Consider the following 15,724-nt stretch of genomic DNA (forward strand, 5'->3'; position numbering starts at 1 on the left):
ATGGTGGCTACATATTGATGTTGTGCTGTTGCTTTTTACTGAAAGCTGCTACTAACGACTCATAAATCTACCCTTAATCGTGTATTGGATGATAGTTGCGGATTTTAGGTACATAACACTCTCTTTGAAACTACTTAATACAAAAAAATAACATAAACATGGAAATAAAAAGAAAAGCCAAGAACTTGCGCGACAAACTGCAACAAGGTATTTACAAGGTCATTAATCCTGTCGTTCACGGTATGATAAAAATAGGTATTACTCCTAATATAGTAACGACAATCGGCTTTTTAGGGAATTTGATTGGCGCCTGCATGTTGATCTATGCCGGAATCTGTAAAGAAAGTAACCTGTATAGTCTGATCGGCTGGGCTGGCGGTATTATCCTTTTATCCTCCTTATTTGACATGATGGACGGACAGGTTGCCCGCATCGGTGGTTTAGCCTCTACATTCGGAGCTTTATACGATTCCGTTCTTGACCGCTACAGTGAACTGGTAACTTTAGGAGCTATTTGTTTTTGTCTGTCAGAAAACGATTATCCAATTGGTGCTGTTATTACGTTTGCTGCCTTAATCGGTTCTTTAATGGTCAGTTATGTCCGTGCCAGAGCCGAAGGATTAGGATTAGAATGTAAAATAGGATTCATGCAACGTCCGGAACGCGTTGTGCTGACATGCCTGGGACTGTTGGTTTGCGGCATTACCGCCACACAGGCAAAGCATCTGTCGTTCGATCCGATGTTACTCCTGATCATCCCGATGGGATTTATAGCCATATTTGCTAATCTGACAGCTTTTGCCCGCATAGCATACAGCCGTAAACAACTTCTGAAGAAATAAATGCGATGGAGATCCTCAGCAACAGACCTTCAGTTAAAGAAACCTGGATTCTGATTCTCTCGTTAATCGTGTGGCTAATTGTTACCACGCTTTTTGTAGGTTTCCGTCCGGAGCATGGCTTCATGACACTCCTGATAGCCATTTTATTCTTTGCCAGCCAAGAAACCCGAAAGCTGGTGGTTGCCTTATTGCCTTTTGCCCTATTCGGAATCTCCTACGATTGGATGCGAATCATTCCGAATTACGAAGTGAACCCGATTGATATCCGGGGATTGTATGAGACCGAAAAAAGTCTTTTCGGTATTATGACAACGGAAGGACTACTTACTCCCAACGAGTTTTTCCAGATACACCATTGTCCGATACTCGACTTCATGGCTGGAATATTCTATCTCTGCTGGGTTCCGGTTCCTATTCTGTTCGGATTAGGACTTTATCTGACACGCCAACGCAAAACGTATTTACATTTCGCATTGGTTTTCTTGTTTGTCAATCTGATTGGTTTCGTCGGCTATTACATACATCCGGCAGCTCCACCTTGGTACGTCATGAATTACGGTTTCGAACCGATTTTAAACACACCCGGTGATGTGGCCGGATTAGGACGATTTGATGAAATGACAGGATTGTCTATTTTTCAGAGCCTATATGGAAGGAATGCCAATGTATTCGCAGCCATACCGTCTCTGCATTCTGCCTATATGGTAGTCACGTTATTCTATTCCTTCCGATCATCATGCCCTACATGGCTTCGGAGTCTTTTTGCCTTTATCATGGCAGGCATTTGGTTCACAGCCGTTTATTCAGGACATCACTACATCATTGATGTCACCTTAGGCATTGTCTGTGCTTTAACCGGTATCGTCATTTTCGAGCATTTACTTATGCGGATACCCGCTTTTTCAGGCTTCATTCAAAAGTATGCCCAATATATCCAATCAAAAGGCTAAGCTTTTCATCCAAAAGACGCCGGCTTTTTATTCATTTCCGGCGTATTTGGGATAAAAGCCGGCGTCTTTTCAGATACAGACTTTCTCTTCAAAATAAACGGGAATCAAAAACGTTTTTCGTTTGTTTCGTTTTCGATTCCCGTTTATTTCGTTTCCAACAAATACCTTATCAGTGCAAATCTGCTGTCAAGTTTGTTTCATCATCCTTCACCTATCAGCTATCTAACTAACAAACAAGCTTTTCATGTGAATGAAGTGAAGTTTTGTCTCTTCCAAGATTACTTATTATTTCTCTTGGGTATTTTCCTCCGGTGCTTCATACTCACCTGGCAGACGCAAGGTATAAAGCGCAGCTTCTATACGACGGATAAAGTTCCGTTTGTCGGTTTCTGGAGCATAGACAAAACCCTCAGCAACTACAACCCGCTGGTTCTTTTCATCCAATCGAGCATGCGAAACGAACGGACCACCCATCATATCTCCGACCATTTTCCATAATCCACGCATGACACCACAATACTTTCCTTCCACTTCTATCGGAGAATAATCGACATCAAAGTATTTCGTTTCCGTTGCCATATAAGAACCAGGGAAAGCACCCGGCAAATTTGCTTTCATAACCGAGTCGCGCATAGCCACCAAATAATCGGCAGTAAACGTATTCGGATCAGTATAAGGGAAAGTATAAACCACGACATCCATACGACCGGTACTAGCATTGTTTGTAGCCCAGAAGAAATTCGTCGTATCCTTATAATAGACCATTTCTTCCGGCACATTCAAAGCCAACTGATGGTTCTTTTTCAGCACATCCATAACGACCGAACTATATGTCTTTTCCAATTGGCGAGTAGCCCTTGCCATCTCTTCTTTCACGAAAAGATTCGTCAACTGATTCGGATGCTGCTGTGTATATTCAGCCACCATCTCAGGCGAAGGAGCCTTCAAAGTCAATACCAACTGTCCGGATGCCCAACGGTCTTCTTCTGCAGACAAAGAAACTTTGGTATAAATATTCGGATCTATATCGACAATCAAAATATTACGTACATACGTAAGCAAGCCATTAAAATCTTTCGGCTGCGAATAAGAGACTTTCATACTCGGTTCTGCCTGAGGCAATCCCGGAACAGGAGCAGTTAACTCTCCATTGACAGCATCTCCGGCTACTCCATCCCAATAATTCTTATCCATGACAACCACCGCTTCGTAAGCAAACCCTGTGGCACGCGTCACAACAGGTCCGGAATTACAGGCTGTCAATATACATACCATTAAAAAGAACAAGCTACATACAATCTTTTTCATCTTTATCTTCATTCTAATAGTTCTGTTATATACTCTTTTCTTTTTTGGCTGTCGACAACATGCCACAAGCCGCAAAGATATCTTCTCCCCGCGAAGCTCTGATCGTACAAGTCACTCCTCGATCATTCAATATATCCCTGAAAGCCTCCATCTTGCTCAAATCCGTTGTCTGCAAAGGAACATTCGGGATCGCATGGAAACGGATCAGATTAACACGACAAGGAATATCTTTCAATAATCCCGCCAAAGCCTTTGCATGCTGGACACTGTCGTTCAGATTCTTGAATACGATATACTCAAACGAGACTCTCCGCTGATGCGTAAAATCATACTGCCGGATCAAATCGAGTACTCCGTGCATCGGAAAGGCTTTCTCAACCGGCATCAATGATAACCGTTCGGCCGGATATGGAGAATGCAAACTGACAGCCAAATGACAATCACTTTCATCCAAGAAACGCTTCAAACCTTTGGCACCAATGGTTGAAACCGTAATCCGCTTCGGACTCCAGGCATAACCATACGGCGCCGTCAGAATCTCAAGGACTTTAAACAGTTCATCCGTATTGTCAAGCGGCTCGCCCATTCCCATAAACACCAGATTAGTCAGCTCATCATTCTCCGGCAATGCCTGAATCTGATTCAAAATCTCATTGGCAGAAAGATTCTTTGTAAACCCCTGTTTTCCGGTCATACAGAAAAGACAATTCATTTTACAGCCCACTTGCGAAGAAACACAAAGCGTAGCCCGGTCGCTTGTCGGGATATAGACAGATTCCACAAAGTTACCCGGTCCGGCCGGATACAGATATTTAATCGTTCCATCCACCGACTTCTGAAAATCAACCGGCGGAACTTTCCCTACTTCATACGACTCAGCCAGCCATTTCCGCTTGGCTATCGCAATATTCGTCATCTCCTCAATACTGGAAACTCTCTTTTTATACAGCCAATCAGCCATTTGTTTCGCCGCAAAACCCGGAAGTCCGGCTTCAGCAGCGACTATTTTCAACTCATCCAGAGTCATTCCTAGCAAGCGTTTCTTTTCACTCATTTACTTTTAGTTTTTGACCAGAATTCATCTTGATCAGGTATTTCTCCTAACCGGCTCAAAAGTACAAAAAAAAGCAGAAGTTAGAAACAGGTAAATAGATTTCGATTCATAACAAAAAAGACAGGCTTTCGGAGTTTTATCTGAAAGCCTGTCCTTTTATATTTCTATAATATGTATATAGAATCGAATTATTTCTTGTTACGGTTACCGTAGCGGCTCATGAACTTATCAACACGTCCAGCTGTATCAACCAATTTAGACTTACCAGTATAGAACGGGTGAGAAGTGTTAGAGATTTCAACCTTTACCAATGGATAAGTAACACCATCGATTTCGATTGTATCTTTTGCATTGATAGTAGAACGAGTGATAAACATATCATCGTTTGACATGTCCTTGAATACTACAGGACGGTAATTTTCTGGATGAATACCTTTTTTCATTGTTTTATTTGTCTTTTTAATTATACTTCTTTTATCTGGTAACCGGTATTTTGGCTTGCAAAAGTAGGAAGAAGCGCTGAATAAAAAAAGTATTTCACCAGTTTTTTTCATTGACACTGTTTTTTTTGCGATATTTTACATCCATAATAGTTTTGTTCGGTAAGAATATTATATCTTTGTATCAGATTTTTAATCATTAACGTAATACATATTACAACTATGGTAAGTTACAAAGAATTAGGTTTGGTAAACACGAGAGAAATGTTTGCTAAAGCCATCAAGGGTGGTTATGCTATCCCAGCATTCAATTTTAATAACATGGAACAGTTGCAGGCTATCGTTAAGGCAGCTGTCGAAACTAAATCTCCGGTTATTTTGCAGGTATCTAAAGGTGCTCGTAACTATGCAAACCAGACTTTGCTGCGTTACATGGCTGAAGGTGCTGTTGAATATGCAAAAGAATTAGGTTGCCCGAATCCTCAGATCGTTCTTCACTTGGACCACGGTGATTCATTCGAATTGTGCAAGAGCTGCGTAGACATGGGCTTCTCTTCTGTTATGATCGATGGTTCTCATTTACCTTATGATGAAAACGTTGCTTTAACTAAGAAAGTTGTTGAATACGCTCACCAGTACGATGTAACAGTAGAAGGCGAACTGGGTGTATTGGCAGGTGTTGAAGATGAAGTTGTTGCAGAACATCATACCTATACAAAACCGGAAGAAGTAGTTGACTTCGTAACTAAGACTGGTTGCGATTCATTGGCTATCTCTATCGGTACTTCTCACGGTGCTTATAAATTCAAACCGGAACAGTGCCACGTTGATCCGGCTACAGGTCGTTTGGTTCCTCCTCCATTGGCATTCGATGTATTGGATGGTGTAATGAAAGAATTACCTGGATTCCCAATCGTATTGCACGGATCTTCTTCAGTTCCTCAGGAAGAAGTTGATACTATCAACAAATATGGTGGTAAGCTGGAAGCTGCTATCGGTATTCCTGAAGATGAATTGCGTAAAGCTGCTAAATCAGCTGTTTGCAAGATCAACATCGACTCAGACTCTCGTCTGGCTATGACTGCTGCAATCCGTCAGGTATTTGCTGAAAAACCGGCTGAATTCGATCCTCGTAAGTATCTGGGTCCGGCTCGTGACAACATGGAAAAACTGTACAAACACAAAATCATCAACGTTTTGGGTTCTAACGATAAATTATAATATCCAGTTTATCCCTTATAAAAAGCGCACCTGTCTCAGATGCGCTTTTTTTGTCTCATTTTATTATCTTATATTGACTATGAAACAGATTATTTTCTTATTAAGTATTTTCCTGGTATCCAATTTAACCGTTCATACGAATGCTCAATCCTTAAAGGATATCCTATCCTCTTCAACTGTAAAAGACGCCGTTACCTCGCTGACCGGAGGGAAAAGTGTAACATCTGCTAATCTGTCGGGAACATGGAATTATGTCAATCCGGCTGTTTTACTGGAAGGTGATAACGCTCTCAAGAATGTAGCAGCCGGTGCTGCTTCAGGAGAAATAGAAAAGAAACTCCAATCGTACTGTGATAAAATCGGTATCAAACCAGGTACATTCAGTTATACATTCAATACCGACAGTACATTCTCTTGTGTATTCAAAGGTAAAACATTGAAAGGTACTTATTCCCTGCAGGAAGCAGAGAAAACAATCCAACTCAAATACGGAAACTTCGGTAATCTGAAATTCAATACGCTCTCTGCTCAGGTAGTTGTCACAGACAGTCAATTATCATTATTATTCAATGCAGACAAACTCTTGGATTTTCTAGGGAAGTTATCCTCTATCTCTGACAATGCCACTTTAAAAGCTGTCAACACATTAGCGGAACAATATGATGGAATGAAAGTGGGATTTGAACTCCAGAAATAACAACAGGTTCTTATAACTCCAAAAAGAATCCGGAACATCAACACCGACTTCAGCTTTCTAACTGACGGGTTGTTGTTCCGGATTTCTTTCTTATGCTCGGTTTACTCTTATTTCTTCCATGCAAATTTCAGTACCAACGGCAGATTGGGTAATCCCTTCGGCAACGTAACGGTTACTTTCTCACCTTCTACTTGATAAGAAGCCCGTTTGCCGTTAGCCAACACCGGCATCATCCGACAAGAAAAAGCAAACTACTTACTTCTTTTCAAAGCAGGCATCAAAGGCATGTGCTGATGGTTGGAAATCAATTTGCTTGACAAATTCACAAGATTCAAGTGCTCCATGTTCACGATCCATGGCACTATCTTCCCATTCTACTGAAAGCGGTCCTTGATAACCGATGGCATTCAACGCACGGATAATCTCTTCGAAGTTGATACAGCCCCGGCCTAAGCTACGGAAGTTCCAGTAACGACGCGGATCACCAAACGTTACATGCCCGCCAAAGACTCCAACCTGCTTCGGCGTATCACTCCAATAAACATCTTTCATATGAACATGGAAGATACGATCTGAGAAATGATAGATAAAATCAACATAATCTACGCCTTGATAACCCAAGTGACTCGGATCATAATTGAATCCAAAGGCTGGATGATTACCCAGTGCCTCCAAAGCCCGCTGTGCTGAAATGGTATCAAAGGCGATCTCTGTCGGATGAACTTCCAAAGCATAACGGATTCCTAATTTCTGATATTCATCCAGAATAGGCAAGAAACGACGAGCAAACTCCTGATAACCGTCTTCGATCATCTGCTCAGTAACAGGAGGGAATGAATACAAATACGCCCAGATCGGACTTCCGGTAAAACCAACCACCGTATCTACTCCCAGCATTTTGGCAGCATAAGCTGTGCGGATCAATTCTTCTGCCGCACGCTGATGAACACCTTCAGGATCACCATCACCCCAAATATAATCAGGCAAGATAGCCTGATGGCGCCCGTCTATCTTATCGCAAACAGCCTGACCGATCAGGTGAGTTGATATGGTATATAACTTTAAATCATATTTGGCCAATAAATCCCGGATTCCCTGATAATACGCAGGATCAGTCTGACGGACATCCACATGATTGGGCAAACCCAACTCTACACCGTCGTATCCAAATTCTTTCGCCTTCTGACAAACAGTTTCAAGGGGAAGATCACCCCATTGTAATGTATATAATGTAACTGGACGTGCCATATTGTTTCTGTTTTTTAGATTGTTTCTTTATTAATCCACTAATTTCACCCACTTCTCTTCCGTATCATTTGTTGATACAATGGTTTCGATAAAACGCATACCGCGAACACCTTCTTCTGCTGACGGAAAATCCAAGGCCTCGGGAGCTGGTTCTTTTCCTTCCAATACAGCCCGCAAGGCCGTAGCAAAATTCCGATACAGATTAGCAAAGGCTTCTAAATAACCTTCCGGATGACCTGCCGGCACACGGCTGTTATACGCAGAAATACCCGAAACATAACCATTGTTTGTCCGGACTATTTCTGCCGGACGATCCGGCCAGCGAAGGATCAAGGTATTTGGTTCTTCCTGTCGCCATTCCAATCCACCCTTCTCACCAAAGACACGGATCTTCAAACTATTCTCACAACCGACAGCAATCTGACTGGCCATCAAGACACCACGAGCACCTCCTTCATAACGGATCAAAGCAGCTCCATCATCGTCCAACAGACGGTCAGGAACAAAAGTTTGCAGTTCACCACAAATCTCCGTTGCCTTCAGTCCGGTAATGTATTCAGCCAGGTTAAAGGCATGCGTACCGATATCTCCCATACAACCGGCTTTTCCGGAACGTTTCGGATCGACACGCCAGGCAGCCTGCTTATTGGTTGCCGCACAATCGTTATATAACCATCCTTGCGGATATTCCACATAAATCCGCCGTATTTTACCTAAATCTCCATTCAATACACGATGGCGCGCTTCTTTAACCATCGGATACCCCGTATACGTATGTGTCAAGAGGAAGAGTTTGCCTGTCTCTTTCACTTTTGCTGCAAGTTGTTTAGCCTCCTCCAGCGAAAAAGTCATCGGTTTATCGAGAACCACGTGAAATCCTTTCTCCAATGCCATCATTGCTGGTGCAAAATGCACATGATTAGGTGTTACAATCGAAACGAAATCCATCCGTACACCTTCGGGTAATTGAGCTTCTTTCTCCAACATTTCTTGCCAAGAGGAATAAACCCGTTCGGGAGGCAGGAAGAGCGATTCGCCCGTAACGCGTGAATTTTCAGGATTAGAACTAAAGCAACCACAGACCAACTCGATCTGTCCATCCAGATTGGCAGCTATCCGGTGTACTGCACCAATAAAGGAACCTTGTCCTCCGCCAATCATTCCCATTCTGATTTTTCTATTCATGGTAGTATTATGATTATTGATTAAATCTTCCGGTTAAAGATACAATATATTTTCGCGTCAGATACACCTTTAGCATTAATTAAGGAGGAAAGATATAAGATAACTATTCGCAAGTTGTTACATTATAATTTTTTGACAGTAGTCGTAAAGCTTTACCATATTTGTCAAAAAGCTTTAGCACATATATGAAAAAGCTTTACCACAACTGTCAAAAATATGAAAGATAACTATCTAAAGACTTCATAAAGGAGAACTAAATGAAACTTGCGCAATAATTATAATCATTGTATATTTGCAGGAATCTCCCCGGAAGCGGGTTATACACATTAAATTAAGCGATCAATGAAACAGATACTTTTGCTTCTCATCGGATTATTATTTTTTCAAACAACCGCAGAAGCCCAACTACTCAGCGAAAAGGCACAGATCAGTCTACTAACCAGTTCGCCCTATGAAGGAGAAGTTTTCACCGTCTATGGCCATGCAGCCCTTCGCCTGAAAGACGAACCCCGAAAAATGGATCTGGTATTCAATTATGGCATATTCAGTTTCGAAAAGCCTAATTTCATCTACCGGTTTGCCAAAGGAGAAACGGACTATATGTTGGGAGTAATGAAATACAGCGATTATATTATTGAATATCAATTACGAGGAAGCACTGTTACAGAACAAGTTCTGAATTTATCACCCGTTGAAAAAGAACGTATCTGGGGTGCATTATTAAAAAACTACGAACCAGAGAACAGAGAATATCGATATAATTTCTTTTTCGACAACTGTGCAACCCGACCAGCCCAACTTATTGAAAACAATGTGGTAGGCAAAGTAGATTATTGCTGGAATCCGAAACCTAAAACATTCCGGGATGTCATTAACTATTGTACCCGGAATCATTCCTGGTTAACATTCGGATGTGATTTGGCTTTAGGAAGTCCCACCGACCGAGCCATGACGCCCCACGAGATGTTATTCCTCCCTGAATATTTGAAAGAAGCCGTGGCCAGTGCAGTAATCGTATCCGACGATGGTTCAACTCGTCCGCTGGTTCGTCAAACCCATGTTCTGGAATCCGAACCAGAAGAAGCTCCAACCGAATGGTGTACACCTCTTTTATGTGCAATCATCCTATGGTTGGTTGTAAGTATCCTTACCGTATGGGAATCCAAACGTCATATTCACCTTTGGGGATTGGATTGTCTGTTATTTCTAATAGCAGGTTTATCCGGATATGTCCTCTTCTTCTTAGGATTCATATCCGAACATCCGTGTACATGGCCCAACTGGACCATGCTTTGGTTACATCCGCTTCAACTACTCGTTATACCATTCAGTATCGTAAAAAAAGCAAGAATAGCTGGATATTATTATCATTTTATTAACTTTGCGGCGATTATGTTGATGTTGGTAAGCTGGTATTTCTTACCACAACACTTTAACACAGCCTTTATTCCATTGATACTCACGCTTTGGATACGATCGGCCTCAGTGGTTCTCACAGGTTATTTTCGTAAGAGAGAGGAAAAGGGAAGGTTAAAAAATCAAGTTAAGTAAACAATTTTGTTCAAAGCTTAGACTTTGGCTTAGTTTTTGTAATGTGAATACATGTAAACATGGATAAAAAAGTACGGAAAATATTGTCGTCGCTGATTGCAATTCTGGCAGTCACCAATATGGAAGCCCAACAACAGGTTCCCAAGTTGGTGGTATGCATCACAGTTGACCAATTACGCGGAGACTATATTGAGTATTTCTACAATACATTCGGAGAAAGAGGTTTCAAGCGACTGTTCAATGAAGGAAAAGTTTACCAGAACATTCGTTTCGATTTCTCTAACGTAGACGAAGCAAGTGCATTTGCTACCTTATTTACAGGTTCTAATCCTTGTTTCAACGGTATTTCTTCGAATTACAAATATGATTTCACCAACGAGAAAGAAATCTCCATTCTGTGGGATGCTTCTTACTTGGGAAATTATACACGCGAAAACTATTCGCCCAAGGCGTTGTTCAGTTCAACAATTGGCGACGAACTGAAAATTGCCTCAAAGGGAAGAAGTGATGTATATGCGATCGCACCGAATGTAGAAGCCGCCATTTTGTCAGCCGGACATGCCGCAAACGGAGCATTCTGGATTGATAATCTAAATGGGAAATGGGCCACAACAACTTATTACAAGAGTGTACCCTGGTACGTCGAACGCTATAACAGCGGTAATGAGTCTTTGTCCGCCCGATTGGATAAAATGGTATGGACTCCATCGCTTCCTCTTGAGAAACTGAATGCCTTTCCTTATACATTGGATGAAATTCCGTTCAAATACACGTTTAACGAACGGGATGTTGCTTGTTATCCAAGGTTGAAAACAACTCCTTTTGTCAATAAAGAAGTAAATCGCCTGGCAATGCAGTTTCTGGAATATGCAGGATTCGGAACGAGAACTTCTCCGGATATGCTTTCCGTTACATATTATGCCGGTAACTTCGTGGGGAACATGAATAAGGAATATACCCACGAAATTCAGGATACCTATTGCCAGTTAGATAAAGACATCGAACAATTATTGGATGCCATCGACAAAAAAGTGGGTCTTTCCAAGACATTGGTCGTATTCACAGGTAGCGGTTATTATAAAAGTGAAGAAGAATATACACAGGAACTAGATGCCTATGTAACCGGAGGTGAGTTCCATCCCAAGCGTTGTGTCGCTTTATTAAATATGTATATGATGGCCATCTATGGCCAACAGACAAACTGGGTAACCGGTTATTATAATAATCAGATTTATCTGAACCGAAAAGCGATTGAAGATGCAAAACTGGATCTGGCAGAAGTACAGAATAAAGCAGCTGCTTTCCTGAAAGAATTTAGCGGGGTTCAACATGTTACCACAGACAATAGTCTTGTATTCGGTGACTGGAATGAGGGAACAGCCAAATTCCGTCAAGGAACTCATCACTTGAAACGCGGGGATTTGATTATTGAATTACAGCCAGGATGGAAAATCAATAAAGACGATCCTAAAGAGAAAGTTAAAGTTATTCGAAATAATGCAGTTCTTACTCCATTGATTTTCTTGGGTAACGGTCTGAAGCCGGAACGTATCTACCGGGAAGTAAAAGCTACGGAAGTCGCTCCGTCTGTGACGTATATCCTGAGGATAAGACCACCGAATGCTTCTCAGTCATTACCACTCCGGGAGTTGGCTGTTGGGAATGGACAATTATCAGCTCCTTCAAAATAATAAAGGATAATCCATTCATTCATAGTATAAATTATAAAAGTAGTAACTATCCAACTGGCAAGAAAACATAAGACTGCCAGTTGTCAATTCAATAAAAATATGGGATTTAATGAATTTTTGACGAAGTTGTTCGGTAACAAGTCACAGCGCGACCTAAAGGAAATCACTCCGTATGTAGAAAAGGTAAAAGCTGTTTATCCGTCAATCAAAGAACTTTCAAATGATGAATTGCGTGGTCGTATCGATGCAATCAAACAGCGTATTCAAGACTATGTAGCTGACGAACGTGCCAAAGTCAATTCTTTGCGTGAAGGTATTGATGGTAAAGAACTGGAAGAACGCGAAGCGATCTGGGCAGAAGTAGATAAAATCGAGAAAGAAATCACAGACAAGATGGAAGTGGTTTTGGAAGAAGTGCTTCCCGAAGTATTCGCTATCGTAAAAGATACTGCACGCCGTTTTGCTGAAAATCCGGAAGTAGTTGTTACTGCCAACGATTTTGACCGTGATCTGGCAACTCGTTTCAACTTCGTTCGGATAGAAGGCGATAAAGCTATATATGCCAATCACTGGATGGCTGGAGGTAATGAGATCACATGGGATATGGTTCATTACGATGTCCAATTATTTGGTGGCGTCGTTCTGCACAAAGGTAAGATTGCAGAAATGGCAACTGGTGAAGGTAAGACTTTGGTAGCTACTTTACCTGTATTCTTGAATGCCTTGACTCGTAACGGTGTTCATGTTGTAACCGTGAACGACTACTTGTCTAAACGTGACTCCGAATGGATGGGACCGTTGTATATGTTCCACGGTTTGTCTGTTGATTGTATCGACAAACACCAGCCAAACTCAGATGCTCGCCGTCGGGCTTATATGGCAGATATTACTTTCGGTACCAACAATGAATTCGGTTTCGACTACCTTCGTGACAACATGGCAACTAGCCCGAAAGACTTGGTACAGAGAAAACATAACTATGCAATCGTCGATGAGGTTGACTCCGTATTGATTGATGATGCTCGTACGCCGTTGATCATTTCCGGTCCTATTCCTCGTGGAGAAGAACAATTGTTTGAACTTTTCCGTCCGAATGTAGAAGTTGTAGTGAATGCTCAAAAAGAACTGTGCCAGAAATTGCTGATCGAAGCTAAAAAGAAAATGGCAAGCAACGATCCGAAAGTAGTAGAAGAAGGAACAGTCCAATTATATCGTGCATACAAAGGTTATCCCCGTAACAAAGCATTAATTAAGTTCTTAAGCGAACCAGGTGTCAAAGCACAAATGTTGAAGACAGAAGAATACTTCATGTCAGAAAACATGCGTCACATGCACGAAGCAACAGATGAACTTTATATGGTTATCGACGAAAAGAACAACAGTGTCGAATTAACCGATAAAGGTATTGACTTGTTAACAGGAAATTCAGATGATCCGCAATTCTTCATTCTTCCGGATATCGCCACTGAATTATCTCAGCTGGATCACATGGAAGGTACAGAAGAAGAAAAACAGGCGAAGAAAGATGAAATCCTGGCAAACTATTCTGTCAAGAGCGAACGTGTTCATACCATCAACCAGTTATTGAAAGCTTATACACTGTTTGAGAAAGATGATGAATATGTGGTTATCGACAATAAAGTAATGATCGTCGATGAACAGACAGGACGTATCATGGATGGTCGTCGCTATTCAGATGGTCTTCATCAGGCAATCGAAGCCAAGGAACGTGTAAAAGTAGAAGCAGCTACACAGACCTTCGCTACAATCACTTTACAGAATTATTTCCGTATGTACCACAAGTTATCAGGTATGACTGGTACAGCAGAAACAGAAGCAGGTGAATTCTGGGATATCTACAAATTGGATGTAGTCGTAATTCCGACAAACCGTCCGATAGCCCGTATTGATATGAACGACCGTATCTATAAGACCAAACGCGAGAAATACAACGCTGTGATCGAAGAGATCGTTCAGCTGACAAACGCAGGTCGTCCGGTACTGGTTGGTACAACATCTGTTGAAATTTCCGAATTGCTGAGCCGTATGTTGACGCTCCGCAAGATCAAGCATAATGTATTGAATGCTAAATTGCATCAGAAGGAAGCTGAGATTGTAGCTCTCGCCGGACAAAGCAGTACGGTTACTATTGCTACCAACATGGCCGGTCGTGGTACGGATATCAAATTATCGAAAGAGGTAAAAGACGCAGGTGGTTTGGCTATCATCGGTACGGAACGTCACGAAAGCCGTCGTGTAGACCGTCAGTTACGAGGTCGTGCCGGTCGTCAGGGAGACCCGGGATCTTCTGTATTCTTCGTTTCATTGGAAGATGACCTGATGCGTTTATTCGCTTCCGAAAAGATCGCTAACCTGATGGATAAGCTGGGCTTCAAGGAAGGAGAAGTTTTGGAACACTCTATGTTGAGCAAGTCGGTAGAACGCGCACAGAAGAAAGTAGAAGAAAACAACTTCGGTATCCGTAAACGTCTGTTGGAATACGATGATGTTATGAACTCACAACGTAACGTTATCTACACCCGTCGTCGTCATGCCTTGATGGGAGAACGTATCGGACTGGATGTATTGAATACAATTTACGATACGGCCATCGCTATTGCCGATCAGTTTGCAGACAGCTTGGACTATGAAGGCTTCAAGATCGAATTGTTCAAGACATTTGCCATGGAACCTCCGTTTACTGAAGATGAATTCAAGGGCATAAAAGCCGATGTTTTGGGCGAGAAGTTATTCGAATCAGCTTTGGCTACCTACAAACAACGTACGGAACGTATGGCACAAGTAGCTAATCCGGTGATCAAACAGGTATACGAAAACCAAGGTGCTACTTACGAAAACATCATGATTCCGATCACAGACGGTAAACGTATGTATAACGTTTCATGTAATTTGAAAGAAGCTTACGAGACAGAATCAAAGAGTATCGTAAAAGCATTCCAGAAGAGAACCGTATTGCTTACAATTGATGAAGCATGGAAAGAACACTTGCGTGAAATGGACGAACTTCGTCATTCAGTACAAAATGCAAGTTATGAGCACAAAGATCCGTTATTGATCTATAAGCTGGAGTCTTACAACTTGTTCAAAGATATGGTAGACGTTATGAACCGCAAGACCGTAGCTATTTTGATGCGCGGACAAATTCCGGTTCACACAGTAACTGAAGAAGAACGGAAAGAACTTGAAGCTCGCCGGGCAGCTATGCAGGCACAGATGGCCGCTCAGCAGGCAGCTGCCATCCAAGCAGCAGCAGAAGCTCGTCAGCGCATTATGATTGAGAAAGCAAAAGAAGAAGAACATGAAGACATGAGTAAGTATCGCGCCGAGAAACCGGGTACTGATGGCGAATCAACAGCTACTCAAGAACCTGTTCGCGCAGAAAAGCGTGTCGGACGAAACGACTTATGTCCTTGTGGAAGTGGTAAGAAATATAAGAACTGTCATGGCCAGGGATTATAATCCGAACTGATAGTTTATGAATAAAAGAATACAGGCAGATTTGCAGAAAGCAGATTT

13 protein-coding genes are annotated in these 15,724 nt (G+C 41.9%); 7 read left to right on the forward strand and 6 right to left on the reverse strand.

Features of this window, described 5'->3' with window-relative positions; translation table 11 throughout:
- Positions 1 to 158 precede the first annotated feature (158 nt).
- Both MUN53_RS09050 and MUN53_RS09055 read left to right on the forward strand, forming a co-directional pair.
- Positions 159 to 842, forward strand: a complete 684-nt coding sequence (locus MUN53_RS09050) for a CDP-alcohol phosphatidyltransferase family protein (protein WP_243324943.1) — start codon at positions 159 to 161, stop codon at positions 840 to 842.
- A 5-nt stretch (positions 843 to 847) separates the two neighbouring features.
- Positions 848 to 1,792: a phosphatase PAP2 family protein gene (locus MUN53_RS09055; protein WP_243324944.1), complete on the forward strand. Its 945-nt coding sequence runs from the start codon at positions 848 to 850 to the stop codon at positions 1,790 to 1,792.
- Between the two features lie 285 nt (positions 1,793 to 2,077).
- On the opposite strand, the gene MUN53_RS09060 is transcribed toward MUN53_RS09055, so the two are convergent.
- The 3 genes from MUN53_RS09060 to MUN53_RS09070 form a co-directional block, all read right to left on the reverse strand.
- Positions 2,078 to 3,100, reverse strand: a complete 1,023-nt coding sequence (locus MUN53_RS09060) for a DUF4837 family protein (protein WP_243324946.1) — start codon at positions 3,098 to 3,100, stop codon at positions 2,078 to 2,080.
- Positions 3,101 to 3,125: 25 nt separating this feature from the next.
- A complete protein-coding gene (gene rlmN / locus MUN53_RS09065) occupies positions 3,126 to 4,154 on the reverse strand; it encodes a 23S rRNA (adenine(2503)-C(2))-methyltransferase RlmN (RefSeq protein WP_243324948.1) in 1,029 nt (342 codons plus the stop codon).
- Between the two features lie 188 nt (positions 4,155 to 4,342).
- Positions 4,343 to 4,597, reverse strand: a complete 255-nt coding sequence (locus tag MUN53_RS09070; RefSeq protein WP_022455604.1) for a type B 50S ribosomal protein L31 — start codon at positions 4,595 to 4,597, stop codon at positions 4,343 to 4,345.
- A gap of 219 nt (positions 4,598 to 4,816) precedes the next feature.
- On the opposite strand from MUN53_RS09070, the gene MUN53_RS09075 reads away from it, so the two are divergent.
- Complete coding sequence (locus MUN53_RS09075) at positions 4,817 to 5,815, forward strand: class II fructose-bisphosphate aldolase (RefSeq protein WP_243324950.1); 999 nt, start codon at positions 4,817 to 4,819, stop codon at positions 5,813 to 5,815.
- A gap of 79 nt (positions 5,816 to 5,894) precedes the next feature.
- Positions 5,895 to 6,512: a DUF4923 family protein gene (locus MUN53_RS09080; RefSeq protein WP_243324952.1), complete on the forward strand. Its 618-nt coding sequence runs from the start codon at positions 5,895 to 5,897 to the stop codon at positions 6,510 to 6,512.
- A gap of 107 nt (positions 6,513 to 6,619) precedes the next feature.
- Here the strand turns inward: MUN53_RS09080 and MUN53_RS18300 are convergent, their stop codons facing one another.
- From MUN53_RS18300 to MUN53_RS09090, 3 genes are read right to left on the reverse strand one after another with little or no spacing between them, the layout of a single operon-like run.
- Positions 6,620 to 6,745 (reverse strand): hypothetical protein, encoded by a 126-nt coding sequence (locus tag MUN53_RS18300; RefSeq protein WP_262918214.1) that lies wholly within the window; start codon positions 6,743 to 6,745, stop codon positions 6,620 to 6,622.
- 22 nt (positions 6,746 to 6,767) lie between these two features.
- Positions 6,768 to 7,760, reverse strand: a complete 993-nt coding sequence (locus MUN53_RS09085; protein ID WP_243324955.1) for a sugar phosphate isomerase/epimerase family protein — start codon at positions 7,758 to 7,760, stop codon at positions 6,768 to 6,770.
- A gap of 30 nt (positions 7,761 to 7,790) precedes the next feature.
- Positions 7,791 to 8,945 (reverse strand): Gfo/Idh/MocA family protein, encoded by a 1,155-nt coding sequence (locus MUN53_RS09090; protein WP_243324967.1) that lies wholly within the window; start codon positions 8,943 to 8,945, stop codon positions 7,791 to 7,793.
- A gap of 342 nt (positions 8,946 to 9,287) precedes the next feature.
- On the opposite strand from MUN53_RS09090, the gene MUN53_RS09095 reads away from it, so the two are divergent.
- From MUN53_RS09095 to secA, 3 genes are all read left to right on the forward strand, one after another.
- Positions 9,288 to 10,496, forward strand: coding sequence for a lipoprotein N-acyltransferase Lnb domain-containing protein (locus MUN53_RS09095; RefSeq protein ID WP_243324968.1), 1,209 nt, complete (start codon positions 9,288 to 9,290; stop codon positions 10,494 to 10,496).
- A 59-nt stretch (positions 10,497 to 10,555) separates the two neighbouring features.
- Positions 10,556 to 12,187: an alkaline phosphatase family protein gene (locus MUN53_RS09100; protein WP_243324970.1), complete on the forward strand. Its 1,632-nt coding sequence runs from the start codon at positions 10,556 to 10,558 to the stop codon at positions 12,185 to 12,187.
- 99 nt (positions 12,188 to 12,286) lie between these two features.
- On the forward strand, positions 12,287 to 15,667 hold the full coding sequence (gene secA / locus MUN53_RS09105) for a preprotein translocase subunit SecA (protein WP_243324972.1): 3,381 nt from the start codon (positions 12,287 to 12,289) through the stop codon (positions 15,665 to 15,667).
- Positions 15,668 to 15,724: the final 57 nt, after the last annotated feature.

This window comes from Parabacteroides faecalis (assembly GCF_022809355.1).
Lineage (GTDB): Bacteria > Bacteroidota > Bacteroidia > Bacteroidales > Tannerellaceae > Parabacteroides > Parabacteroides faecalis.